Raw genomic sequence first — 24,015 nt, forward strand, 5'->3', positions numbered from 1 at the left:
ATCCTGAGCCAGGATCAAACTCTCATGTTTAAGTTTTGATCTTTGGTCAAAATTAACTCTAGCTAAGTTTAACCGTTAATTTACTTTGTTTAGGTTTTGTTCTCTGAACAATTCTTTTTTAGAATTTTCAGGGTTGCATTGCTGTTTATTTGTCAAGGTTCTGTGTTGTATCTCTCGACGCAACTCTGATATAATATCATGCGTTTTGCCGTTTGTCAACACCTTTTTTATTTTCTTTTGTCGTTTTTTGTGATTCACTGTCGTGTCTCACAAGCGACTTGCTTATAATAGCACCATGCCTCTGGCATGTCAACCTATTTTTTGGAATTTTTTTTACTTTTTTGTCGAATTATTTTTCCAAGCTTTTCCTACGTTTTTTCAAGGTGTAAGTGTCACTTCATCACTGTCTGACCGGATGACCAGATCAACACTTGTAATCTGCTGTGCTGTTTCTTCCGAAACCTCCGCCAGAAGAACCGTCTGCATTGTTTCGCCGGGATCGATCATGATATCCATAGCGGAAAAATCATTATCCAACATAGTAAGCATAACCTGATGCCTGTCTGTACCGTTCAGCATAACCCGGTATTTGATATTCTGCTTATGCAGGGTATCAAATTCCACCTGTTCCTGTCCCGGATTTGTAACAGCCACCTGCAGGACAAGTAACTTCTTGCCTGTTCCTGCCTCCATAGAGAAATACAGATCTTCCCCGCCCTGCTCCGGATAGCTGTCGCATATCTCATAACCGGTATACGCGACCGTGAGCGGCTCTATCTGCAATAACTGCGTCGCAGAGACCTGTGCAGTTTCTTTATTTTCCATACCGGACTCCGGCGCCGTATCTGCCTCCATATCATTATCAGACACGCCCAGTGTCGGTTCCGGCGTCACAGCTGCCGCATCTGCCAGTGTAGGCTCTTCCTTCGGCTTGGAAGTATCCACCAGCCTTGTCCCCGATTCATTTAAATGTTCCAGTAAAGTGCCTGCCGCATACTGTGCCACAAGCCCCTCCTGCTCCTGTGTCATATCCGGAATGCTGTTGCCGCACGCCGTCATACATAATGTACTTGCCAAAAGGCATAGTACGATCTTATTTTTCTTTTTCATGTTCCTACCCCGGCATTTAATCTCCTGAACTTACCGTTCCATGCCATTTATTGTAGCATCATTTGCACTCTAATTCAAACCAAAATTCCACGCCGTCCTCATGGTTGCGGACACCATAGCTCTGATGCAGAGACTCCATGATCGCCTTTACAATGGACAGACCTACCCCGCTTCCACCGTATGCTCTTGTTCTTGCCTTATCCACTTTATAGAATTTCTCCCAGATATGCGGCAGAGAATCCTCTGGGATCGGTATTCCCGTATTAAATACAGAAACCCTTGCGATCCCATTTTCATTTGTGAGCGTAATGCGGATCTGTTTTCTGTCATCTAAATGATTCAGGGCATTCGTAAAGTAATTCATGAATACTTCTTCTATTTTAAATTCATCGCCCCAGACAAAGACCGGTTCTTCCTGTTCAAAGGTGATCTGTGCCTCATTTTGCTGGATCAGAATCGATGCAGATTGGATATAATTCCGGATCAGTTCTACAATGTCAAACCGCTCCATCGTCACAACGTCATTCCCAAATTCCAGCTGATTGAGTGTCAGGAGTTTCTTTACCATCACATTCATCTTTTCCGCTTCGTCCATGATAACGTCACAGTAAAAATCGCGACTTTCCGGATCTTCATTGATATCTTCCTTCAATCCTTCTGCATAACCAAGGATCAGTGCGATCGGGGTCTTCAGCTCGTGGGAAACATTGGCCAGAAATTCCTTCCGCATTTCATCAATCTGTTCTTTTTTTGCAATATCCTTCTGCAGTTCGTTATTCGCCGTCTTTAATTCGGAGATCGTCTCTTCCAGCCGGTCGGACATCTGATTCATATTATTTCCCAAAAGCCCGATCTCGTTTTTGTCTTTTCCGGTATATTTTGCATTAAAATCAAGATCTGACATCCGTTTGGAAATAGAAGCAAGCTGCAGGATCGGATCTGTGATCTTTCTGCTGACCCACCAGATAATAAACCCGCTGAGGATAATAGAAAGCAGTCCTACATATGCCATAAACCGGTTAGAGATCTTAACACTGTCGTGAATGCCTTCCAGCGCCGAGCGGATGATAAAAGGATTGCCATTATCAAGGACGCCCCACATTTCAATATAATTGATGCCTGTCCGATAGTCCTTGCTGTTCTGTATGGTATAAGAATCTGTCTGCTGCAGGACTTCATCCTGCCCTGTTTCATCCTGATTGTTGACGCCAAAAATATGCTCCATCAGTTCATGTGTCAGTGCTGTTGTTTCATGTACAGAAGATGTTACAATATCAGAATCCGCATTTACGATCAAAATGCTGATATTGTAAATACCGCAAAGCTTCTGTACTTCAATCTTAAATGTATCCGAGTTGGTATTTCCCTTACTGGTCGCCTCATTGATATTATGGTAAGCCGTAAGCAGCACATGTTGTTTATTGTTTATATAATATCTTTCCAGCAAGGTACTGTTCAAAAACCAGCACAGCAAAATCGTTCCTGTCATAAGTGCAATAAAGATCATTGCAAATTGATTCTTAATCGAATGTTTCATACAAACCCGTTCTCTTTCTGCCTGTTATGCCTGCGTATCTACATCAAATTTATAACCCATGCCCCAGATTGTTTTAATATAATTGCCCTGTTCTCCCATTTTACTGCGCAATTTCTTCACATGGGTATCGATCGTACGGGCATCTCCAAAGTAATCATAATTCCATACGTGATTCAAGATCACTTCTCTGGACAGGGCAATTCCCCTGTTTTCCATAAAATATGCCAGAAGCTCAAATTCTTTATAGCTCAGTTCAACCGGATTACCTCCGATCGTCACAATGTGCGCAGCCTTATCCAGCACAATATCACCCACTGTCATCACATCATCCTTTGATGTCCCCTTTGTGCGTCTTAAAACAGCCTCCACGCGCGCAACGAGGATCTTCGGGCTGAACGGTTTTGCAATGTATTCATCCACACCAAGCTGGAATCCCTGCAATTCATCCCGTTCATCCGTTCTGGCAGTCAGCATGATGATCGGCACTTTGGAATATGCTCTGATCTCTTTACATACCTGCCAGCCATCCATCTTAGGCATCATGACATCCAGAATAATCAGCGCAATGGAATTGTCCGCAAAGAAAATATCCAAAGCCTTTTCCCCATCCTCTGCCTCTAATACTTCATAGTTACTTCTGACTAAAAAATCTTTTACAAGCTTTCGCATTCTGCTTTCATCGTCCACGACCAAAATCTTTATTTTTTCCATAGTCCCGTCCTCTTTTCCCATATTCTTATTTGTAGCCTACAACAACTTTATGACGAAAATGTGAATCTCTTCCTGATTTATTCCGCAATTCCAAGCTGCGCCTCTTTTTCTCTGACTACCGCTTCTCTTTCCTTCAGATCCTGCTCCCAGGAGGCATATTGATCTACGATCTTTGACCTGTAATTGATGATCGTCGGATTTTTCCCGGTCATACTGATCGCAAAGAGTGCGATTACCAAAACTGCAAGCATAACAACAATCCCTTTCAGCTTCCTGCAGCGCTGCTGCAATCCTGCTTCTTTTTCCCGCTGCACATCCAGCCTGCTTTTCCAGATTGCATCTCTTTTCTGCAATTTTTCTTCCAGCGGATCATCCTGCTTTTCCTGTATGCTCTGCAGCGGGCAGGCGATCTGTTTTTCCGCCGCCAGATCTTCATAGCCGTTTTTCTGCAGCAGCTCACGCAGTTTCAGCAGATATGCCATGCCAACAGGCGTCTGAAAAATATTGCCTTCTACCGCTTTCCGGTACATCACTGCAACATTTGCCATATTCTTTTCATCCAGTTTTTCCTGCAGCAGCTTGACCTTCTTCCACTCTTTTTCTGCCTGCATCGCCAGATCCCGGTCATAAAATACAATATTATCTACAATAAAGGTTTCCATCTGTTTTCTTCCTTTTGTATCTGTTTGCGGTTATTATAGCATAAAAATAACGACACCGTATATCACTTTAGTAACATACGGTGTCGTTTTGATGGAGACGACGGGAGTCGAACCCGTGTCCAAAAGCCTATTCCCTGTCCTTCTACTATCATAGTCAGTTATTTGGGATTCCCGCCATCTGCCGGGAACTGACACCTGACAGACTTTGGTAGCTTCATGATACGCCCATATACGCAAAGCTTAGTATATGTCGTTTCCTACATAGTCGATGCCTGGGTCTTAATGTGTAGGTGCACTAAGTCAGACAGCTGCCATTAGGCAGCAAATGCTAAATTATCTTCAGCGTTTAATTTTAGTTTTGCGATTTAACGCCATCGCCTTCGGATAGCTTCTCCAGCTGCAAGACCCCTGTCGAAACCATTACGTCCCCTTAGAGGTTTTTGATCTTGAACTGCCGCTCTGTTTCGCGGCGCAGATCCTTCTTGGCAATATCCTGTCTCTTATCATAGAGCTTCTTACCTCTGGCAACGCCAACTTCTACCTTGACTCTGCCATTTTTAAAGTAGACCTGAAGCGGCACAAGTGTATAGCCTTTTTCTGCCATTTTACCTGCCAGTTTTCCGATCTCAGCTTTATGAAGCAGCAGCTTTTTCACACGGAGCGGATCCTTGTTAAAAATATTGCCCTTTTCATACGGACTGACATTCATACCGTAAATAAACGCTTCGCCGTTTTCAATCCTGACAAATGCTTCTTTGATACTGCACTTGCCCATACGGAGCGACTTTACCTCTGTTCCGTGAAGAGCAATGCCCGCTTCATACTTCTCATCGATAAAAAAATCATGATATGCTTTTTTATTATTGGCAACTAATTTCATTGCCTCCTTTGACATGCTCTCACTTCCTCTCTGTCCGTTTTTAAAGTATAGCTCATTTTTCATTCTTTGTGAAGTCCAAAATCAATCGTCTTTTTCTGCAGATCCACATCTTTGACATAAACATGGATCCGGTCTCCCAGACGATAGGAGTTGCCCGTATGTCTGCCTACCATTTCGCAGGCAGTTTCATCATACACATAGTAATCGCCCGGTATATCCGCTGCCCTGATGAGCCCTTCTACCGTATTTTCCAGTTCCACATAAATACCATATGCCATAATGCCGGAAATAACACCGTCATATTCCTCTCCCATATGTGCTGTCATATATTCGGCTTTCTTGAGCTTATCGGTCTCCCGCTCCGCTTCATCTGCCCTTCTTTCCATTTCCGAAGCATGCTTGCATACCTGCGGCAAAATGTCCTTGTAATGCAGGATCCTCTCTTCCTTCAGCCTGCCCCGAAGGTACTCTTTGATGATACGATGGATCTGCAGATCCGGATACCGGCGGATCGGCGAAGTAAAATGGCAATAATATTTACATGCCAGTCCGAAATGTCCTGTGCAGACATCCTGGTACTGCGCCCGCTTCATACTGCGCAGGATCAGCCTGCTCAACATATCTTCTTCCTTGGTTCCTTCAATTCTTGTCAACAGTTTCTGCAGCTCTTTCGGATGGATTTCATCCCTTGTACCTTTCAGGGAATAACCGAAATTATTCAGAAATGTCGTCAGCTTCTGTATTTTCTCAGGGTCAGGTTTATCATGTGTCCGGTAAACAAAAGGCACTTCCAGCCAGAAAAAGTGCTGTGCCACCGTTTCATTTGCCAGCAGCATAAAATCCTCGATCAGCTTAGTTGCCACATTTCGTTCATGTGGCAGGATATCTACAGGATGCCCGCTTTCATCCAGTTTAATCTCACATTCCTGAAAATCAAAATCCACTGCACCGCGGTTTCTTCTTTTCCTGCGAACGATCTCCGACAGCTTCTGCATCTGCTCAAGCATTGGCACAAGTGCCTCACAGGCTTCGATCTCCTGCGCATCATGATCTTCCAGTATCTTTCTGACACCTGTATAGCTCAATCTCTTATCCACACAGATGACTGTTTCCGCGATCTTATAGTCTACTACAGTTCCGGTCTCATCGATTGTCATAAGGCAGCTCAGTGCCAGCCTGTCCTCTCCCGCATTTAAGGAACAGATGCCATTGGACAGGGTATGGGGCAGCATTGGGATCACTCTGTCAACGAGATATACACTTGTCCCTCTTTCCTTGGCTTCCCAGTCCAGTGCCGAATTTTCCTGCACATAATTGGTCACATCCGCAATATGCACACCCAGCCGGTACATTCCGTTTTCCATCGTCAGCGATACTGCATCATCCAGATCCTTGGCATCCTCTCCGTCGATCGTGACCATCTGTACATTTCTCAGATCCAGTCTGCCTGCACGGTCTGCTTCCGAAACCGGATTTGACACACGCTGTGCCTGATCCAGCACGCGTTTTTCAAACTCGGTCGGAATACCGAACGCCTTTACGATCGAAAGGATATCTACGCCCGGATCATCACGATGTCCAAGGATCTCGATGATCTTTCCTTCCGGATTTCTGCGTTCTCCGCCGTAATCACAGATTTCACAGACTACTTTATGACCGTCTACCGCGCCATGAATCGCGCCTGCCGGAATAAAAATATCTGTCGGGATCTTCGTATCATCCGGGATCACAAAGCCAAAACTTTTACTTTTTTCAAATGTACCTACCACCTGTGTGATCTCATGCTCCAGTACAGAAACGATCTCCGCCTCCTGTCTTCTGCCCCTTGAGGGTGGCAGTAACCTGAAGCTGACCTTGTCCTGATGAAAGGCTGAATGCACATATTCCTCCGGGACATAATAGTCTTCTTCCTGTCCTTCCACCTCAATAAAACCGAATCCTTTTTCATTGGCAATAAACCGTCCTTCCAGGATCGGATTTTCCGGTGCTTTATACTTTCCGCGTTTGGTGATCTCGATCGCATGCTCTTTTAAAAGTTCTTCCAGTGCCTGCTTTAGCTGCGGTCTGTCCTCAGGCTCCACCTGCAGAAAGATCGCCAGTTCCTTTTCCTTCATGGGCACATAAAGCGCATCGCGTACCAGATCGTATATGATCTTTTTTCTTTCTTCATAACTTTTTTTTGCCATTTTATTCCTCACTATTCAAAGCATCAGCTGATAAAAAAGAAAAGCACTCTTGAAAAGAGTGCTTTTGTAATCATAAACCTTTTAAAATTTGTTTATATTCAAAACAACTGCCAAAACCATGAACAATACTGCCATCACTCGCGTGATCTTCACAAGCGCACCTTCCATGGAACGACCTTTATTCTTACCCCAATAGCTTTCAGCAGCTCCGCTGATAGCTCCAAGACCTGCACTCTTTCCTTCCTGCATTAACACTATAATTGTTAAACCGATACAATCGATGATAAATAACACTGTTAAAATAATTCTGATAACGCTCATTTATAAACCTCCTACCGTCACAAACATTATTATCCTAGCATACCTATCATCAAATTACAAGCCTTTTCTTTTAAATTTGGAAAACAGACATGCTCTGTTCCATCGTATATGAAATATTCTTAAGGCTGACAGCCTCTTCTGACAGCTGATCAGAAATTGCTTTTACTTCTGTTACGGAAGCTGACGTTTCCTCTGTGGATGCTGCATTCTCCTGTGCGATCGCTGACAGATTCTGTACAATATCAATCACACCGCTTCTTTCCTTATCAAGCCGCTTTGTCTTATCGTCAATCGCTGACATACCGGCTATAGACTGCTCTACATTTTTCTGAATCTCATCAAATGCCTGTTTTGTATTATCTACATGCTCACTCTGCTTCTTAAAGATTTCTTTTACATCTTCCATAATGGAAACTGCTTTCTGGGAATCCTCCATCAGAACACGGATAATCTCGCTGATCTCTTTTGCAGATTCATTAGACTGTTCTGCCAGCTTCTGGATCTGTGCAGCTACCACTGCAAAGCCTCGTCCCTGTTCCCCTGCTCTGGCTGCTTCTATTGATGCGTTTAATGAAAGCAGATTCGTTTCCTCAGCGATCTCTGTGATCATACTTGCAGCCTCATGGATCTTGCCTGCAGATGCGTTTGTCGTATCTGTCTGTTCTGCAATTACATGAATATACTGCATCGCCTGATCATTTACCTGTTCCAGTTGTTCGAGTGCCTGCGTTGCACCTTGTCCGGACTGCTGCATACGCATTGCATATTTCATCAGATCATCTACCTGATCTGCCGTCTGCTCTACCATATCGCCCATATTGACAACTTTTTCTGTTGCAAGCTGTGTATCGCCCGCCTGGGAAGATGCACCATCTGCAATCTCTCCCACTGCACTGTCAAGCTGCTGCATCGTTGTTGCAGTCTCGGAAGCACTGTCATGCACATGATTAGATGCCTCCAGAAGAAGCTCGCTCTGCTCGCGCACCTCTCTGACTACACCTGCAACTTCAATCCGTAAATGTTCCAGCGCCCGGCTCATTGCACCGATTTCATCTTTTCTTGCAAAAAGCTTCTGCCCTGTCTCATGGTCAGAGAAATTCATAGAGGACAATCTGTTTGTAAAGTTTGTCATTCTGACAATTGGCTTTACAATTACGCCGGAAAAGATAATGCCAATGATCAGACCGATGATAACCGTTCCGGCTAAAGATATTGCTCCCATTCTGTTCATTTTTGTAACCGGTGCAAGTACTTCTTTTTCATTGGCGGAAACGATCAGCATGAACTTCTGATATGTACTGACATACAAAGCTGCATACTTGACTTCTCCTCTATAATCATAAGTCCGGACACCACTCTTAACATCTTTTCCATCCTTGACATCCTGTACCGCCTGTTTGACCACTTCATTTTCTACAGGCTTCCCAATCTTGCTGCCATCCGGATGATATACCATTGTGCCATTCTCATCTACTACATACACATAGCTGGATTCCACACCTTCAATGCCGACTCCATCTAACTTCTGCGACAATGCATCAGTCTTCAAAACATAGGTTGCATCTCCGTCTGCTTTCTTGACTTCTCCGTCCAGGACACCTCCATATGCCATAGCCAGATCTTCAATATAGTGTTGAGATAACTCGGTTAATTCCCTCTCCGCCGTTGGTGCATAGCTCCAAATCAAAAGTATCCCCGTTGCCAGTGTAATAATGAGGAAAGAGAGAACTAATCTAACCTTAATAGAATTCTGTGCTTTTACTTTTTGATTCATATTAACCACCCCTATTAAATTGTTTTATAAAATTTATTTTACCATTCCCATTTTCCGGCTTCAACCATCCTGACAGATCTTTCTTTTTTTATGTTCAAAAGTGGTTTATTTTTATGCATTTTCGGTCATTTTTGTCGTGATCTGTCACTTCTTTTCGCGTTGTTTTCCCTATAGAAAAACAGGTTCTGCCGCAGTTATGATCCGCAGACAGAACCTATCCTTTATTTGCTTATTTTATTTCCTGTTCCCGATACTATTATTTCTTGAGCAGTAAAGATTTTCCTGTCATTTCTGCCGGTTTTGTCATACCCATTGTCTCAATCAGAGTCGGTACGATATCAGCCAGACATCCACCTTCTCTCAAAGTATATGCAGGATCATAGTTTACCAGGATAAATGGTACCGGATTTGTTGTATGTGCTGTAAACGGTGCACCTGTCTCGTAGTCTACAAGCTGCTCGCAGTTACCGTGGTCTGCGCAGATAAACATAGTTCCGTTGACGCTCAGAAGTGCATCTACTGCTTTTCCTACACATTCATCTACAGTCTCTACAGCCTTAATTGCTGCTGCTTCCACGCCGGTATGTCCTACCATATCCGGGTTAGCAAAGTTGATGATAATCACATCATATTTTTCAGATTTAATTGCAGCACACAGCTTATCACATACTTCGTAGGCGCTCATTTCCGGCTTCAAGTCGTATGTTGCGACATCCTTAGGAGAATTTACCAAAATTCTGTCTTCTCCTTTATTTGGCTCTTCTACACCACCGTTAAAGAAGAAGGTAACATGTGCATATTTTTCTGTTTCAGCAATTCTTGCCTGCGTCATATCATTTGCAGCAAGCCATTCGCCGAATGTATTTGTCACTGCGATCTTGTGGAATGCAACATCTTTATTTGGGATTGTCGGATCATAGTCAGAGAAACATACATATGTCACATCCAGACGTTTTCCTCTCTCAAATCCCTTAAACTCATCATCACAGAAAGCATGTGTGATCTCTCTTGCACGGTCAGGTCTGAAGTTGATGAATACAATGCTGTCTTTATCCTGAATTGTTGCTACAGGTTTACCGTTTTCTACAACGACTGTCGGTTTTACAAATTCATCTGTCTCATCCCTGTCATAAGAAGCCTGAATGCCTGCTGTTGCGCTGTCTGCTGTCAAGCCCTCGCCCTTTGTAAGCGCTTTATAAGCCAGCTCTACTCTGTCATAGTTGTTATCTCTGTCCATTGCATAGTAACGTCCGCATACAGATGCGACCTTACCAACGCCAAGTTTCTTCATTTCTGCTTCAAGCTGCTCTACATAGCCTTTTCCTGATGCAGGCGGTGTATCACGTCCGTCTAGGAAGCAATGTACATAAACCTTTTTCAGATCAAATTTCTTTGCCATTTCCAGTACGCCATATAAGTGTGTAATATGGCTGTGTACGCCACCGTCTGATACCAGTCCGTAAATGTGCAATGCACTGTCATTTGCCTTGCAGTTTTCCATAGCTTTTACAAGCGCCGGATTTTCAAAGAACGTACCGTCCTGAATTTCTTTCGTAATTCTGGTCAGTTCCTGATATACAATACGTCCTGCGCCCATGTTCAGATGTCCGACTTCTGAGTTACCCATCTGACCTTCCGGCAGACCAACTGCCATTCCGGATGCATTACCTTTTACAAACGGATAGTCCTTCATCAGTCTGTCCATAACCGGTGTGTTTGCCTCAGCTACCGCATTATGGTCTTTTCTTTCATTTAAACCGTATCCGTCTAAGATCATCAATACTGTTGTTTTTTTGCTCATGATTTATCTCCTTTTTCTTTATTCCGTTTCCATCTTGCGAAATTAGTATACACGTTCCGCGCCTGTTTTTCAAGATTACAGAACGAAAAAGACAGGATATACAGCTGTATATCCTGCCTTCATTCATTTACATTAATCTGTTGTAACAGAATCACTATATTTCTGGATGTATACATAAATATCATTCTGCTCATCCAGTTTTGTGGAATTTCTCTTCTTTCCGCCAATGGAAATACTGTTGGCTTTTACATAGAAGTAATAATCTTTATATGTACTTAACTTCTTTACAGTGTAAGAGGCTTTCTTTGTTGTGGCAACTTTTTTGAATTTGCCGCCTTCTTTTGTTGCTCTGTATACTGTATAGTTCTTAGCGCCCGGTACCTTTGTCCAGCTCAGCTTTACTGCTGTATCAGAAACCTTGGTTGCAGAAACATTTGCCTGCGGGATGGCATATGCCAGATCAGACCATGCACCATACTGTTTCTCACCGTTCATAAATGTATAAGTACGGATACGATACTGGAATGGTGTATTCTTCACTGCTTTTAAGATAAATGTCTTGGATTTTGCGCGTCTGCCATAAATATTGTATATCTTTGCCAGCTTATTATCTGCTTTATAGATTTCAATCTGATAACCATTTTCATATTTTGCTGTATTGTTCCACTGAAGTGTCACAATATTGGATTTAACATCCCATGACGCAAGCTTCAGTCCCGTCACTGCAGGTGCTGTTGTCAGCACACGTGGATTTTCAACACAATTTTCAGAAGCGTAAAATGATGTTGTCACCTGTCTGATCGGGTATACTGCAAGATAATATGCAGAATCTGCTGTAAGGCCTGTCAGTTTTACAGAAGTTGTCTTAACAACCTGAATATCCTTTGCTGTTGCCTGTGTAGCACCAAAGCGGATCAGATATCCTGTTGCGCCCGTGCTTGCTGCCCATGAAATTGTTGCTGATGTGTTGTCTGCAGCAACCTGTGTCATTGTTGCCGGTGCTTTCGGTGCTGTTGCAACCGTCGCTACGACTGCCTCACTGTACTTTGTACCATCAAATGCTCTGATCTTGACATAATATGTACTTCCTGCCGTCCAGTTTGTGCCAGCAAGATTTACAAATGTATCCTTACCACCATTTCCTGTCAAAGATTCTCCTGTATATGTCTTATTATCTGATGAATAAGAATATACATATGCAGTTGCACCGGATACTGCTGACCACGCAACTCTTACTGCTGTTTCAGTAGAAACTGTCTGCTTTGCATCTTTCGGTGCTGCCAGAACTGTTACTGCCGCATCAGCCTTTACTGATGGAAACAGCATCAGTGACATCGCCAGAACAGCTGCAAATGCCACCATAGCTTTCTTGATTTTGATCATTTTGTTCATCTAAAATCCCTCCTTGTCTATTTGAACATTACATCCTGTCCATGTCTATATTTTACTCTAAAACAGCAAATATAAAAAGAGAATTTCGTCGAAAGATTCTTAATCTTTTCTTAAGCGGCTAATGCCCCATCTGATGTTTCAAACAACAGGAAAAGCTATCCGGGCTGCACATTGCAGACCAGATAGCCTTTCAGAATTTACATTATTTCAGTCACTTAATCATCTTATGAGCAGACGGGATTAAGCGTTTACAATCTTACCGAAATCCGGCTTTAATGCAGCGCCACCGATTAAGCCGCCATCAATGTCATCTTTGGAAAGAAGCTCAGCTGCGTTGCCTGCATTCATAGATCCGCCGTACTGGATACGAACAGCTTCTGCTGTATCTGTATCGTACATTTCAGCGATAACCTCACGAATCATCTTACATACTTCCTGTGCCTGATCAGCAGTAGCTGTTTCACCTGTACCGATAGCCCAGATTGGCTCGTAAGCGATAACCAGTTCTTTTACCTGATCTGCTGTTACGTCTGTCAGATCCCATTTGATCTGTCTTGCGATCCACTCTTTGTATGTGCCTGCTTTACGAAGTGCAAGAGACTCACCACAGCAAAGGATTGGCTTCAGACCTGCTGCGAAAGCTTTCTTTACTTTCTGGTTGATCAGGATATCGTTCTCACCGAAGATATCTCTTCTCTCGGAGTGACCGATGATGATGTATTCAACACCGGCATCTTTTAACATAGGAGCGGAAATTTCTCCTGTGAAAGCACCCTTGTCTTCGATGTAGAAGTTCTCAGCACCAAGTTTTACGTTGGAACCTTTGATAGCTTCTGCTACTGGTACGATATCAATTGCAGGTACACAGTAAACAACATCTACTGCATCGTTTACTACGAGATCCTTTAATGTGTTAACTAATTCTACTGCCTGGCTTGGAGTCATGTTCATTTTCCAGTTGCCGGCGATAATTCTTCTTCTTGCCATTTTTATATTCTCCTTAAATATTTTAATTATTCTTTGTCATCTGCAGCGTATACGCCCGGAAGCTCTTTACCCTCTAAGAATTCCAGAGAAGCTCCACCACCTGTTGAGATGTGGCTCATCTTATCTGCAAAGCCTAACTGATTTACTGCTGCTGCGGAATCACCACCACCGATGATTGTTGTAGCATCTGTTTCAGCTAATGCTTTAGCAACTGCGATTGTACCTTTTGCAAGTGTAGGGTTTTCGAATACACCCATCGGTCCGTTCCAAACAACTGTCTTAGCAGATTTTACTGCATCTGCATAAAGTTCTGCTGTCTTTGTACCGATATCAAGACCTTCCATATCAGCAGGGATCTTGTCAGCGTCTACAACCTGAACTTCGATCTCAGCATCGATTGGGTTAGGGAATTCTTTTGCTACTGTTGTATCGATAGGAAGAAGAAGCTTCTTACCAGCCTTCTCAGCCTTCTCCATCATTTCTTTACAATATTCGATCTTCTCATCATCTACTAATGATTTACCGATTTCATATCCTTTTGCTTTTAAGAATGTGAATGCCATACCACCACCGATGATCAGTGTGTCACACTTCTCGATCAGGTTGTTGATAACGTTCAGCTTATCTGCAACCTTAGCACCACCGAGGATTGCTACGAATGGTCTTACAGGATTTTCTACTGCATTGCCAAGGAAGTCGATTTCCTTCTGCATCAGATAACCAACTGCGTTTACGCCGCCTTTTTCAGAAATATACTTTGTAACAACTGCTACAGAAGCATGTGCTCTGTGTGCAGAACCGAATGCGTCACATACATAGATGTCAGCAAGATCAGCAAGTTCTTTTGCGAATGCTTCGCCGGCTTCCTGTGGCTTTGTTTCTTCTTTTCCACGGAAACGTGTATTCTGCAGAAGAACTACATCGCCATCCTGCATAGCTGCTACTGCATCTGTAGCTGCCTGTCCTGTTACATTGTAATCTGCTACGAATGTAACTTTCTTGCCAAGTTTTTCAGATAATCTTTCAGCAACCGGTGCTAAAGACTCGCCTTCGTTAGGACCGTTTTTTACTTTGCCAAGGTGAGAGCAAAGAATAACCTTTGCGCCATCATTGATCAGTTTGTTGATTGTAGGAAGAGCTGCTACGATACGTGTTTCATCTGTGATCTTTCCATCTTTTAAAGGTACATTGAAGTCACATCTTACGAGTACTCTTTTTCCTTTTGCGTCAATGTCATCGACTGTTTTTTTGTTTAATGCCATTTTTAATTGCCTCCCATTTTGATTTTACAGAAAATTCCGCAGAATCTTCTATGATATAAAAAAGGGTCCGGTCCATAAGACCGGACCCTTTAAGGTCTTTACTGCTCGTCCACTAAATCTTATAATTCAGCGAAGTATTTGATTGTACGAACCATCTGAGATGTGTAAGAGTTCTCATTGTCATACCAAGAAACAACTTCTACCTGAGTCTTTCCATCTGGTAATGGAGAAACCATTGTCTGAGTTGCATCGAATAAAGAACCAAATCTCATACCAACGATATCTGAAGAAACGATTTCTTCTTCGTTGTATCCGAATGACTCTGTAGCCTGAGCTTTCATAGCTGCGTTAACTTCTTCTTTTGTTACAGCCTTGTCAACTACTGCGAATAACAGTGTTGTAGATCCTGTAGGGGTAGGAACACGCTGAGCAGCGCCGATTAACTTACCGTTTAATTCAGGAATAACTAAGCCGATTGCTTTAGCAGCACCTGTTGAGTTAGGAACGATATTAACAGCACCTGCACGAGATCTTCTTAAATCGCCTTTTCTCTGTGGTCCGTCAAGAATCATCTGATCACCTGTGTAAGCATGGATTGTGCACATGATACCAGATTCGATCGGAGCTAAGTCGTTTAATGCTTTAGCCATAGGAGCTAAGCAGTTTGTTGTACAAGAAGCTGCAGAAATGATTGTATCTTCTTTTGTTAATGTTTCATGGTTTACATTGTAAACGATTGTAGGAAGGTCGTTTCCTGCTGGAGCAGAGATAACAACTTTCTTAGCACCCGCATTGATATGAGCCTGTGCTTTTGCTTTAGATGTATAGAAACCTGAGCACTCTAATACTACGTCTACTCCGATTTCACCCCAAGGGCAGTTATTTGCGTCTGGCTCTTTGTAGATCTTGATTGTCTTGCCTTTAACAGTGATTGTACCAGCTTCGTCATCAGCTGTAACCTGATCTTCTTCACCAAGAGCTACATATCTACCCTGTGAAGAGTCATATTTTAATAAGTGTGCTAACATCTTTGGAGATGTTAAGTCGTTGATTGCAACTACTTCATAACCTTCTGCACCAAACATCTGTCTGAATGCAAGACGACCGATACGGCCAAAACCATTGATTGCTACTTTTACTGCCATTTTAGATTCCTCCTAAAAATGAAATTTTTATATTATTCTATCAATTCCATGTATGAAATTGATAAAATTTTGTCAGCGAATTTATTGTAACCAATTTGTCCTTAAAATGCAAGTCAGATTTTGAAATTTATTTGGATTTGACTGTTTTTTTACCGTTTTTCAAAATTTTTACATAGTTAACCGCAATTATCAATTGCACTTCTTATGCGAAATCATTAAAATGGAACTGCAAAACGGAATAGAATAATGTTCTTATCATAAAGGAGGTTATACCCTATGGCAATTTACGCAGATATGCATGTCCATACGACTTTTTCCAGCGACGGGAAAGGCAGTATGGAGGAAATGATACAGAAAGCCCTCTCTCTGGGGCTCAGACACATCTGTTTTACAGAACACAATGACTTTGATTATCCGCGTCATGCGGGAGATCCCGAAAATATATTTCTTTTAAATGTGGATTCTTATTTATACGAACTTTTGACGAAACGTGAGAAGTACGGTGACAGGATCAAAATCCTGTTCGGGATCGAGCTTGGTGTCGACCCGGCGATCGTCCAGAAAAATAACGAACTCAGTCATGCGCATGATTTTGATTTTATCATTGCCTCTTCCCATGTATGCCACGGAAAAGATCCGTATTATCCTGATTTTTATGAAGGAAGAAGTGAAAAAGAGGCTTATCGGGAATATTTTGAATCAGAGCTTGAAAATGTACAGAAATTTTCCAATTTTGATGTGTACGGGCATCTGGATTACGTCGTTCGCTACGGTCCTACCCAAAACCAAAACTACCATTATGCAGATTACGCCGAGATCATCGATGAGATCTTACTGTTCCTGATCAAAAATGATAAAGGACTTGAGGTCAATACCGGCGGTTTCCGCTGTGGTATCGGCTCTACCAATCCCTGCATCGATATCATAAAAAGATATCATGAGCTGGGTGGCAAGGTCATTACGATCGGTTCCGACGCGCATGAGCCGAAATATCTGACCGATCAGTTTTCTGCCACCTGTCAGATGCTGCAGGAGATCGGATTTAAATATTATGCGGTTTACGAAAAAAGACAGCCGGAATATTTTAAACTGGACACGCTCCTATGATCGTTCCACCGCCAAGCACATATTCTCCGTCATAAAATACGACTGCCTGTCCCGGTGTGATCGCCCGGACAGGTTCGTCAAAGATGACGCGGATCTGATCTTCTCCGCTCTTTTCTATCGTGCAGGCTGCTCCCTGATGCGCATAGCGCACCTTGGCGGTGCAGCGGCGCGGCGCGGGCAGATCTTCCATGCCCATATAGTTGATCTTATTGCAAAGCAGCGCACGGGCAAACACATCTGTGCTTTCTCCTATGACTACTTCATTGGTATCGGGTCTGATCTCTGTCACAAAGATCGGATGTCCCATGGCAAGTCCCAGACCTTTTCTCTGTCCCACCGTATAATGTGTGATCCCCTTATGGGTTCCTAAAATCTTACCGTCTGTTGATACAAAATTACCCGGTCCCGGAATCTTATCCGGTACTTCCCGTTCCAGAAAGCTGCCATAATCTCCGTCCGGTACAAAACAGATATCCTGGCTGTCCGGCTTATTGGCGATCGGCAAATCCTGCTGTCTTGCGATCTCCCGGATCTGATCCTTCGTATAAGAGCCGACCGGCAGAAGTGTATGGGAAAGCTGCTCCTGTGTCAGATTATAAAGTGCGTAGGTCTGATCCTTTGTTGCCGTCACAGAGTTGCGGATGGCAAACCTGCCGTTCTCCAGCTTATCGATCCGCGCATAATGTCCTGTTGCTATGTAGTCTGCACCCAGACCGATACAGCGGTTTAACAGAGCTTCCCACTTTACATACCGGTTGCAGGCAATGCACGGGTTCGGCGTTCTGCCCGCCAGATATTCCGCTGTGAAGTAATCGATCACATCTTTCTGAAATTCCTGCTTGAAATTCAGCACATAATAAGGAATCCCTATTTTCTGCGCAACGCGTCTTGCATCATCAACCGCAGAAAGCCCGCAGCATCCGCCGTTTTCCGATACTGTTTCCGTATCTTCATCCTGCCAGATCTGCATCGTGACTCCCATCACATCATAGCCCTGTTCTTTTAACAAATATGCTGCCACGGAGGAATCAACACCTCCCGACATACCTACTACTACCTTTTTTCCCATATCTCTTCCTATAAAACCTGTGTCATTCTTTTCACACCGATAGACCGGCAATTAATATTCGTCTTCTTCCTCGCCCTCACTGATATCGTTCTTAGGCTTGGAAAGGCCTTCTATCTTGATATGATTTTTCTCTGCATAATCCCAGAGTGCTGCATGGATGGCTTCCTCTGCCAGCAGGGAACAGTGCACCTTTACAGGCGGCAGTCCGTCAAGCGCTTCCATAACGGCTTTGTTGGTCACTTCGAGTGCCTGCTGGATCGTCTTACCCTTTACAAGCTCTGTTGCCATGGAGCTCGTAGCCACTGCTGCACCACAGCCGAATGTCTTAAATTTACAATCCTGGATGATGCCATTGTCATCAATATCCAGATACATACGCATAATGTCGCCGCACTTTGCATTACCGACGGTTCCGACACCGCTTGCGTTTTCTATTTCTCCTACATTTCGTGGATTCTGAAAATGATCCATTACCTTTTCACTGTACATAGTATTCTCCTTGTAACTCTTCAATCTATATTTCTTTTTCTGTCTATATCTCTTTTCTCTGTATTCCTTTATATTAGTTAGCCAATGCTTACTTCTGTTTCTTCATGAAATCTTCGTAAAGCGGTGACATGCTGCGCAGTCTTTCCATAATGGCAACAAGCTGCTCTACTACATAGTCCATTTCTTCTTTTGTATTTTCTTCTGACAGTGTCAGTCTGAGTGAGCCATGTGCAATTTCATGTGGCAGTCCGATCGCCAGAAGGACATGGGACGGATCAAGCGAGCCTGATGTGCAGGCAGATCCACTGGATGCTGCAATTCCCTTATTGTCCAAAAGGATCAGCATGGATTCTCCTTCAATAAACTGAAAACTGAAATTCACATTGTTCGGCAGACGTTTCTTACGGTCTCCGTTTAAGCGGCAGTACGGGATCTCTGCTTCGATCCTGCTGATCAGATAATCACGGAGCTCGATCTCCTTCTGCATTTTTTCCTCCAGCATGGAGAAGGAACGCTTTGCTGCTGCAGCCAGTCCTACAATACCCGGAATATTTTCCGTACCGGCTCTTCTGCCACGCTCCTGCTGTCCGCCATGGACAAAGGAACGGATCTTGATGCCTTTTCTGATATAAAGGAAGCCGATTCCTTTCGGTCCGTTTAATTTATGTCCGCTTGCGGAAAGCATATCGATATGCATTTCATCTACATTGATCGGTACCTGTGCATATGCCTGTACTGCATCGGTATGGAATAAAATATCATGTTCCTTTGCGATCTCCCCGATCTCTTTGATCGGCTGGATCGTTCCGATCTCATTGTTTGCAAACATGACAGAGATCAGTATCGTATCCGGGCGGATCGCTGCCTTGAGCTCGTCTAATTTGATCACACCGTTTTCGTCCACGCCTACATAAGTCACTTCATAGCCGTGCTTTTCCAGATACTCGCATGTATGCAGTACCGCATGGTGCTCGATCGCAGATGTGATGATGTGTTTTCCTTTCTGGGCATAAGCATCTGCTGTTGCCTTGATCGCCCAGTTGTCAGACTCGGAACCGCCTGCTGTAAAATAAATCTCGTTCGCTTTTGCACCGAGCGTTCCGGCAATATATTCTCTCGACTCATCGAGTGCTTCCTTACTCTTTGCACCTAACTGATAGATGCTGCTTGCATTTCCGTAATACTCTTTAAAATAAGGCAGCATCGCATCCACTACAGAATCTGCTACCTTTGTTGTCGCTGCATTATCCAGATAAATCAACTTACTCATTTTCCCGTTTTTCCTTTCATATCTCAATAGTAGGAATTTTTATTTGCATCATAGCACCGCATATAGGTTCTGTCAAGAAACCGCAAAGCATATGCATAATAATAAACTTCTACAGGTAAGTATGCGCAATAAATATCCTTTTTTATCCGGTACGATCTTACTTACGCTGACCGGTTTTCTCACAAAGATCATTGGGTTCTTTTACCGTATTTTTCTGTCCCGCAGCATTGGCGAGGAGGGCATGGGGATCTACCAGCTTTTGGCTCCCATCATGGCACTTTCCTATGCTTTTACTTCTGCGGGCATCCAGACAGCCATTTCCAAATACACAGCTGCCTATCATGCGCAGGGCAGAAAGAGATCCGCCCTTGCAACATTATTGACAGGTTTTCTTCTCTCTATTCTGCTTTCTGTCATTGCTACAGTCTTTTTGTATCAAAATGCTGCCATGCTCGCAGCCCGCTTTCTGCTGGAGCCGCGCTGTGAACCTCTGATCCGCATTTTTGCCCTGTCCATTCCGTTTGCGAGCATCCACAGCTGCATCAACGGCTATTATTACGGGCTGAAGAAAACACTGCTGCCCTCCGCCAGCCTGCTTGTGGAACAGCTTACAAGAGTACTCAGCGTATACGCCATTTACACCTACGGCTATACGATCCACGCCCGCCCGACGATCGCAGTTGCCATGCTGGGTGTCCTCATCGGCGAAGTCTGCTCCACTCTTTTAAGTACGATCGTTTTATTTGTGCAGGAAAAAAAGTCATTTCATCTGCCTGCTTCCTTTTCCGTCAAAGCGGGCGGCAGATATACAAAGGAAATCATGCTGCTTGCGCTTCCGTTGATGGCAAACAGGCTTGTCCTGAACGGCCTGCAGAGCATCGAAGCAGTGTATATTCCAAACCGTCTGACCTTGTACGGGCTTTCCACTGCGGATTCCCTGCGCTGTTACGGCGTTCTGACCGGAATGGTACTGCCGCTTCTTCTATTCCCAAGTGCCATTACCTCTTCCGTCTCTGTGCTCCTTCTGCCCTACATTTCAGAAGCACAGGCGGTCGGGAACCACAAGAAAATCCGTCAGGCAGTCAAAAAATGTTTACTTGCCTGCTTGCTGCTTGGCAGCGTCTGCTGTGTGGTTCTGCTCATCTTTGGCACTTTTCTCGGAAAGCTGCTTTTTGACAGCACACTTGCCGGCGACTATATCCGCATGCTGAGCATTGTCTGCCCGATCCTGTATATGGGCAGCGTGTTAAACAGCATCCTGCACGGGCTCGGCCGCGCACTTTCCGCCTTTTTCTATAATGTGGTCAGCCTGCTGCTGCGTCTTGCTTTTGTTTTCTTCCTGATCCCGTCCATTGGTATGTACGGCTATCTGCTCGGTATCTTTTTCAGCCAGCTCCTGTTTACAGCCCTTATTCTTTTCTCACTTCGCCGTTATTTTCTTGCAAGATAGGCGTTTGTGGGCTATAATGGCATACGGACTGCGTTGTAGCCAAATATACCACAAAGAAAAGAGGGTACCCAGATGGGAATGGATTTTATACAAAAATTACCAACGCCAGCCGAGATCAGAGAACAGTACCCTGTTCCGCCGGCACTGGCTGCTTTAAAGAAACAGAGAGATAAAGAAATCGCAGATGTACTGACCGGACAAAGCGACAAGCTGCTTGTCATCATCGGTCCCTGCAGTGCAGACAATGAAGATGCTGTCTGCGATTATGTCGAAAGACTTGCAAAGGTCAATGAAAAGGTCAATGACAGATTACTTGTCATTCCGCGTATTTATACAAATAAGCCGCGTACAACCGGTGAAGGCTACAAGGGCATCGTCCATCAGCCGGATCCTTCCAAAAAGCCGGATCTTCTGCAGGGTATCGTAGCCATGCGTAAGATGCACATTCATGCCATGGACGTATCAGGGCTGACCGCTGCCGATGAAATGCTTTATCCGGAAAACTACCGCTATGTATTTGATTTTCTTTCCTACGTTGCCATCGGTGCACGTTCTGTAGAAGATCAGCTGCATCGTCTGACGGTCAGCGGTTTTGATGTGCCTGCAGGCATGAAAAACCCGACCTCCGGTGATCTGACGGTTATGATGAACAGCGTGTATGCTGCACAGCATCCGCATACCTTTACTTACCGTGGCTGGGAAGTGAAAACAACCGGAAATCCACTGGCACATACTGTACTGCGTGGTTCCGTCAATCCATACGGCAGAAGCCTTCCGAATTACCATTATGAAGATTTAAGCCGCTTAAACGATCTGTATCAGGAACGCGAACTGTTAAACCCTGCTGCGATCATCGATGCCAACCATAACAACTCCGGCAAGAAATTCGAGCAGCAGATCCGTATCGTCAAGGAGGTTATGCATTCCAGAAAGGTAAATCCTGATATCCACTCTCTTGTCAAGGGTGTCATGATCGAAAGCTACATTGAGGAAGGCAACCAGAAGATCGGGGAAGGCATTTACGGAAAATCCATCACAGATCCTTGTCTTGGCTGGGCAGACAGCGAAAAGCTGCTTTATGAACTGGCTGAGCTTAATGTATAGTTAATACTATCAATAAACATCTCTAAAAAATCCAGCCGGCGTCACATTTCATGTGACGCCGGCTATTTCATACACTTCTATTCTGCTGTTTCTATAAGATATACTTGTTTCTTATTCTGGATTATTTATTCAACATAAGGCTTCAATACCTCATATAATTCCTGCCTGAGTCCATCACTATTATTCACAACATAATAATAATTTCCGTAATTTCTGTATGCTTTGCCCTTATATATCTCTAAAAGCCACCATGCATCCATACGATCCTTTTTCTGCGCAAAATATGACAATGTGCATTCCCAATCTTCATCACCCTTTTGAGGATCAGCGCATAAATGACATGTGTATTTCTGTAAAATCATCCTTACTTTTTTCTGGTCTTCTACACTTATTCCCGTAATCCCTGTACATTTACCATCAGCAATTTAATTGTCACCGCATCAAGCTGAAGCACTGCACTCTTAGGCAGTAATCTTCGCGGCCAAAATATAAAAGCCGCTATTACCAATATGACAACTATGATACTTCCGCCGATCATCAGGATCTTTTTTCTGTTCATTCCTCATCCCCCTGTTCTTCCGTCTCTTACTGCCTCCTGAGCCACGGATCCAGCTGATCCATACGCTGTGCCCAGGTGTTCTGCAGACCTGTTTGAAGCCCTGCCTCTGCGATCTGTTCCATTTTGGCAGGATCGGCAAGAAGCGATCTGACAATATCCGGCAATTCTTCTTTCCGTGTCAGAGAAAAGAGCCGGCAATTTTCGCCATCCCGCAGGATCCCATCCAGATAAGGATTGGTATCGGTCAGGCAGACCGCACCATTTAACATCGTATTATAGATCCTGTCATGTGCCCCCAGCTTAAACCATGGAAGTACATTTAAAGAAATCCTGCTGTCTCTGATCTTTTCCAGACATTCCTCTGAAAAAAGAGAATCTCCGTTGATCAGATTTTCCGGTCTTTCGCAAGGAAGCTCATTCCATTTATCGCCAAATACATGCACCTTGATCCCTGCATCCACGAGCGTCTTTACGACCTCACCTCTTGTTTTATAGCGTACATACAGATCGATGAAGGTAATATTCTGCATCGTTTCCTTTAGCTGTTCTTCCGTCACATCCGGTATTTCCCTGCGTAGAAAACGTTCCACTACCTCTTCGACCGTCTGGGACGGATCCGCCAAAAGTGCATCTATCATCTCGTAATAAAATGCCGTATATTCGTCTCCCAGACGCGTGATGTACTTTTCAAACCGGGAAGGCGAGGCATAATTGCCGGTAAAGACAACATCCATGCTCCGCTCCGGCATTTTCTTTAATGTCGGATGGTCGATCTGGGTTCCTCCAAGCGGCAGAAACGGTCCCATTTCAATTTCCGGAAAGAAACGCCGCATAAACGCTTCATGATTTTTGTCTATGGACAACTGACAGTAGTTCCGCGGTCTTTGTGCCAGCAGCTTGTAATAGTAATACGGATGATCCGCCAGAATGTTACAGCACTTCACGTCCAGCGCATCCCAGATATACGTACCGTTTTCATCCAGAAACTGCGGTTCCTGACACATTCCATGAAAATTAAAGGAAAGCAGCATGGTATTTCCTTTTTCCAGAAAGCGCAGCATCTGCCCCGTGCTTTCCCACGGCTTCTTCAGATCATACAGATAGACTTCATACCCAAGCCGCAGAAGTTCTTTTTTCATCTGTCTGGAAAAATAGCCCTGTGTTTCAATATCCCCCTCAAATAAGATGATCTTTTTCAT

General features: G+C 43.9%; 22 protein-coding genes and 1 other RNA gene. 3 read left to right on the forward strand and 20 right to left on the reverse strand.

Annotation, left to right across the window (positions count from 1 at the left end; genetic code table 11):
• Positions 1–378 precede the first annotated feature (378 nt).
• The 14 genes from KQI22_RS05360 to gap all read right to left on the reverse strand — a co-directional run bounded on the left by KQI22_RS05360 (position 379) and on the right by gap (position 15,768).
• Positions 379–1,077 carry a hypothetical protein gene (locus KQI22_RS05360; protein ID WP_216551048.1) on the reverse strand — a complete coding sequence of 233 codons (699 nt, stop codon included), beginning with the start codon at positions 1,075–1,077 and terminating at the stop codon, positions 379–381.
• Between the two features lie 91 nt (positions 1,078–1,168).
• A complete protein-coding gene (locus KQI22_RS05365; protein ID WP_216551049.1) occupies positions 1,169–2,647 on the reverse strand; it encodes a sensor histidine kinase in 1,479 nt (492 codons plus the stop codon).
• 24 nt (positions 2,648–2,671) lie between these two features.
• Entirely contained in the window at positions 2,672–3,358 is a 687-nt protein-coding gene (locus KQI22_RS05370; protein WP_216551050.1) for a response regulator transcription factor, read from the reverse strand.
• Between the two features lie 77 nt (positions 3,359–3,435).
• Positions 3,436–4,020, reverse strand: a complete 585-nt coding sequence (locus tag KQI22_RS05375; protein WP_216551051.1) for a hypothetical protein — start codon at positions 4,018–4,020, stop codon at positions 3,436–3,438.
• A gap of 89 nt (positions 4,021–4,109) precedes the next feature.
• Positions 4,110–4,450, reverse strand: a transfer-messenger RNA (tmRNA) gene (gene ssrA, locus KQI22_RS05380).
• Positions 4,451–4,915, reverse strand: a complete 465-nt coding sequence (gene smpB, locus KQI22_RS05385; protein WP_022003342.1) for an SsrA-binding protein SmpB — start codon at positions 4,913–4,915, stop codon at positions 4,451–4,453.
• Between the two features lie 44 nt (positions 4,916–4,959).
• Complete coding sequence (gene rnr / locus KQI22_RS05390; RefSeq protein WP_216551052.1) at positions 4,960–7,086, reverse strand: ribonuclease R; 2,127 nt, start codon at positions 7,084–7,086, stop codon at positions 4,960–4,962.
• 81 nt (positions 7,087–7,167) lie between these two features.
• The gene (gene secG / locus KQI22_RS05395; protein WP_216551053.1) at positions 7,168–7,407 is read right to left on the reverse strand and encodes a preprotein translocase subunit SecG; all 240 of its coding nucleotides are present in this window, start codon (positions 7,405–7,407) and stop codon (positions 7,168–7,170) included.
• Positions 7,408–7,477: 70 nt separating this feature from the next.
• Positions 7,478–9,181: a methyl-accepting chemotaxis protein gene (locus tag KQI22_RS05400; RefSeq protein ID WP_216551054.1), complete on the reverse strand. Its 1,704-nt coding sequence runs from the start codon at positions 9,179–9,181 to the stop codon at positions 7,478–7,480.
• A 256-nt stretch (positions 9,182–9,437) separates the two neighbouring features.
• Complete coding sequence (gene gpmI, locus KQI22_RS05405) at positions 9,438–10,982, reverse strand: 2,3-bisphosphoglycerate-independent phosphoglycerate mutase (RefSeq protein ID WP_216551056.1); 1,545 nt, start codon at positions 10,980–10,982, stop codon at positions 9,438–9,440.
• Between the two features lie 132 nt (positions 10,983–11,114).
• Positions 11,115–12,374, reverse strand: a complete 1,260-nt coding sequence (locus KQI22_RS05410) for a fibronectin type III domain-containing protein (protein ID WP_216551058.1) — start codon at positions 12,372–12,374, stop codon at positions 11,115–11,117.
• Between the two features lie 240 nt (positions 12,375–12,614).
• Positions 12,615–13,361 carry a triose-phosphate isomerase gene (tpiA, locus tag KQI22_RS05415; RefSeq protein ID WP_022003336.1) on the reverse strand — a complete coding sequence of 249 codons (747 nt, stop codon included), beginning with the start codon at positions 13,359–13,361 and terminating at the stop codon, positions 12,615–12,617.
• A 26-nt stretch (positions 13,362–13,387) separates the two neighbouring features.
• A complete protein-coding gene (locus KQI22_RS05420; protein WP_216551060.1) occupies positions 13,388–14,623 on the reverse strand; it encodes a phosphoglycerate kinase in 1,236 nt (411 codons plus the stop codon).
• Between the two features lie 119 nt (positions 14,624–14,742).
• Positions 14,743–15,768, reverse strand: a complete 1,026-nt coding sequence (gene gap / locus KQI22_RS05425) for a type I glyceraldehyde-3-phosphate dehydrogenase (protein ID WP_216551062.1) — start codon at positions 15,766–15,768, stop codon at positions 14,743–14,745.
• 276 nt (positions 15,769–16,044) lie between these two features.
• Here gap and KQI22_RS05430 point away from each other — a divergent pair, with 276 nt between their 5' ends.
• Complete coding sequence (locus KQI22_RS05430; RefSeq protein WP_216551063.1) at positions 16,045–16,875, forward strand: histidinol-phosphatase HisJ family protein; 831 nt, start codon at positions 16,045–16,047, stop codon at positions 16,873–16,875.
• On the opposite strand, the gene mnmA is transcribed toward KQI22_RS05430, so the two are convergent.
• The 3 genes from mnmA to nifS form a co-directional block, all read right to left on the reverse strand.
• Positions 16,853–17,944 (reverse strand): tRNA 2-thiouridine(34) synthase MnmA, encoded by a 1,092-nt coding sequence (gene mnmA, locus KQI22_RS05435; protein WP_216551064.1) that lies wholly within the window; start codon positions 17,942–17,944, stop codon positions 16,853–16,855. The genes KQI22_RS05430 and mnmA overlap by 23 nt on opposite strands.
• A gap of 51 nt (positions 17,945–17,995) precedes the next feature.
• Entirely contained in the window at positions 17,996–18,433 is a 438-nt protein-coding gene (gene nifU, locus KQI22_RS05440; RefSeq protein ID WP_216551065.1) for a Fe-S cluster assembly scaffold protein NifU, read from the reverse strand.
• Positions 18,434–18,521: 88 nt separating this feature from the next.
• Complete coding sequence (gene nifS / locus KQI22_RS05445) at positions 18,522–19,703, reverse strand: cysteine desulfurase NifS (protein WP_216551066.1); 1,182 nt, start codon at positions 19,701–19,703, stop codon at positions 18,522–18,524.
• A 91-nt stretch (positions 19,704–19,794) separates the two neighbouring features.
• Between nifS and KQI22_RS05450 the strand changes: the two genes are divergently transcribed.
• Entirely contained in the window at positions 19,795–21,153 is a 1,359-nt protein-coding gene (locus KQI22_RS05450) for a polysaccharide biosynthesis protein (protein WP_253293522.1), read from the forward strand.
• Between the two features lie 72 nt (positions 21,154–21,225).
• Positions 21,226–22,257, forward strand: a complete 1,032-nt coding sequence (locus KQI22_RS05455) for a 3-deoxy-7-phosphoheptulonate synthase (protein ID WP_216551067.1) — start codon at positions 21,226–21,228, stop codon at positions 22,255–22,257.
• Positions 22,258–22,382: 125 nt separating this feature from the next.
• Here KQI22_RS05455 and KQI22_RS13945 read toward each other — a convergent pair whose 3' ends face one another.
• From KQI22_RS13945 to KQI22_RS05465, 3 genes are all read right to left on the reverse strand, one after another.
• Entirely contained in the window at positions 22,383–22,517 is a 135-nt protein-coding gene (locus tag KQI22_RS13945) for a hypothetical protein (protein WP_256447406.1), read from the reverse strand.
• Positions 22,518–22,645: 128 nt separating this feature from the next.
• Positions 22,646–22,816, reverse strand: a complete 171-nt coding sequence (locus KQI22_RS05460) for a hypothetical protein (RefSeq protein ID WP_216551068.1) — start codon at positions 22,814–22,816, stop codon at positions 22,646–22,648.
• Positions 22,817–22,842: 26 nt separating this feature from the next.
• Entirely contained in the window at positions 22,843–24,015 is a 1,173-nt protein-coding gene (locus tag KQI22_RS05465; RefSeq protein WP_216551070.1) for a glycosyltransferase family protein, read from the reverse strand.

It is taken from the genome of Kineothrix sp. MSJ-39, from assembly GCF_018917935.1.
GTDB lineage: Bacteria > Bacillota > Clostridia > Lachnospirales > Lachnospiraceae > CAG-194.

Bases quoted from the DNA above. Each gene is read 5' to 3' on its own strand.
- nifS (WP_216551066.1), bottom strand. From the start codon at position 19,703: ATGAGTAAGTTGATTTATCTGGATAATGCAGCGACAACAAAGGTAGCA.
- KQI22_RS05375 (WP_216551051.1), bottom strand. From the start codon at position 4,020: ATGGAAACCTTTATTGTAGATAATATTGTATTTTATGACCGGGATCTG.
- gap (WP_216551062.1), bottom strand. From the start codon at position 15,768: ATGGCAGTAAAAGTAGCAATCAATGGTTTTGGCCGTATCGGTCGTCTT.
- KQI22_RS05465 (WP_216551070.1), bottom strand. From the start codon at position 24,015: ATGAAAAAGATCATCTTATTTGAGGGGGATATTGAAACACAGGGCTAT.
- KQI22_RS05455 (WP_216551067.1), top strand. From the start codon at position 21,226: ATGGGAATGGATTTTATACAAAAATTACCAACGCCAGCCGAGATCAGA.
- KQI22_RS13945 (WP_256447406.1), bottom strand. From the start codon at position 22,517: ATGGATGCATGGTGGCTTTTAGAGATATATAAGGGCAAAGCATACAGA.
- secG (WP_216551053.1), bottom strand. From the start codon at position 7,407: ATGAGCGTTATCAGAATTATTTTAACAGTGTTATTTATCATCGATTGT.
- KQI22_RS05420 (WP_216551060.1), bottom strand. From the start codon at position 14,623: ATGGCATTAAACAAAAAAACAGTCGATGACATTGACGCAAAAGGAAAA.
- KQI22_RS05460 (WP_216551068.1), bottom strand. From the start codon at position 22,816: ATGAACAGAAAAAAGATCCTGATGATCGGCGGAAGTATCATAGTTGTC.
- KQI22_RS05370 (WP_216551050.1), bottom strand. From the start codon at position 3,358: ATGGAAAAAATAAAGATTTTGGTCGTGGACGATGAAAGCAGAATGCGA.
- rnr (WP_216551052.1), bottom strand. From the start codon at position 7,086: ATGGCAAAAAAAAGTTATGAAGAAAGAAAAAAGATCATATACGATCTG.
- nifU (WP_216551065.1), bottom strand. From the start codon at position 18,433: ATGTACAGTGAAAAGGTAATGGATCATTTTCAGAATCCACGAAATGTA.
- KQI22_RS05400 (WP_216551054.1), bottom strand. From the start codon at position 9,181: ATGAATCAAAAAGTAAAAGCACAGAATTCTATTAAGGTTAGATTAGTT.
- mnmA (WP_216551064.1), bottom strand. From the start codon at position 17,944: ATGGGAAAAAAGGTAGTAGTAGGTATGTCGGGAGGTGTTGATTCCTCC.
- KQI22_RS05410 (WP_216551058.1), bottom strand. From the start codon at position 12,374: ATGAACAAAATGATCAAAATCAAGAAAGCTATGGTGGCATTTGCAGCT.
- KQI22_RS05430 (WP_216551063.1), top strand. From the start codon at position 16,045: ATGGCAATTTACGCAGATATGCATGTCCATACGACTTTTTCCAGCGAC.
- smpB (WP_022003342.1), bottom strand. From the start codon at position 4,915: ATGTCAAAGGAGGCAATGAAATTAGTTGCCAATAATAAAAAAGCATAT.
- tpiA (WP_022003336.1), bottom strand. From the start codon at position 13,361: ATGGCAAGAAGAAGAATTATCGCCGGCAACTGGAAAATGAACATGACT.
- KQI22_RS05365 (WP_216551049.1), bottom strand. From the start codon at position 2,647: ATGAAACATTCGATTAAGAATCAATTTGCAATGATCTTTATTGCACTT.
- KQI22_RS05450 (WP_253293522.1), top strand. From the start codon at position 19,795: ATGCATAATAATAAACTTCTACAGGTAAGTATGCGCAATAAATATCCT.
- gpmI (WP_216551056.1), bottom strand. From the start codon at position 10,982: ATGAGCAAAAAAACAACAGTATTGATGATCTTAGACGGATACGGTTTA.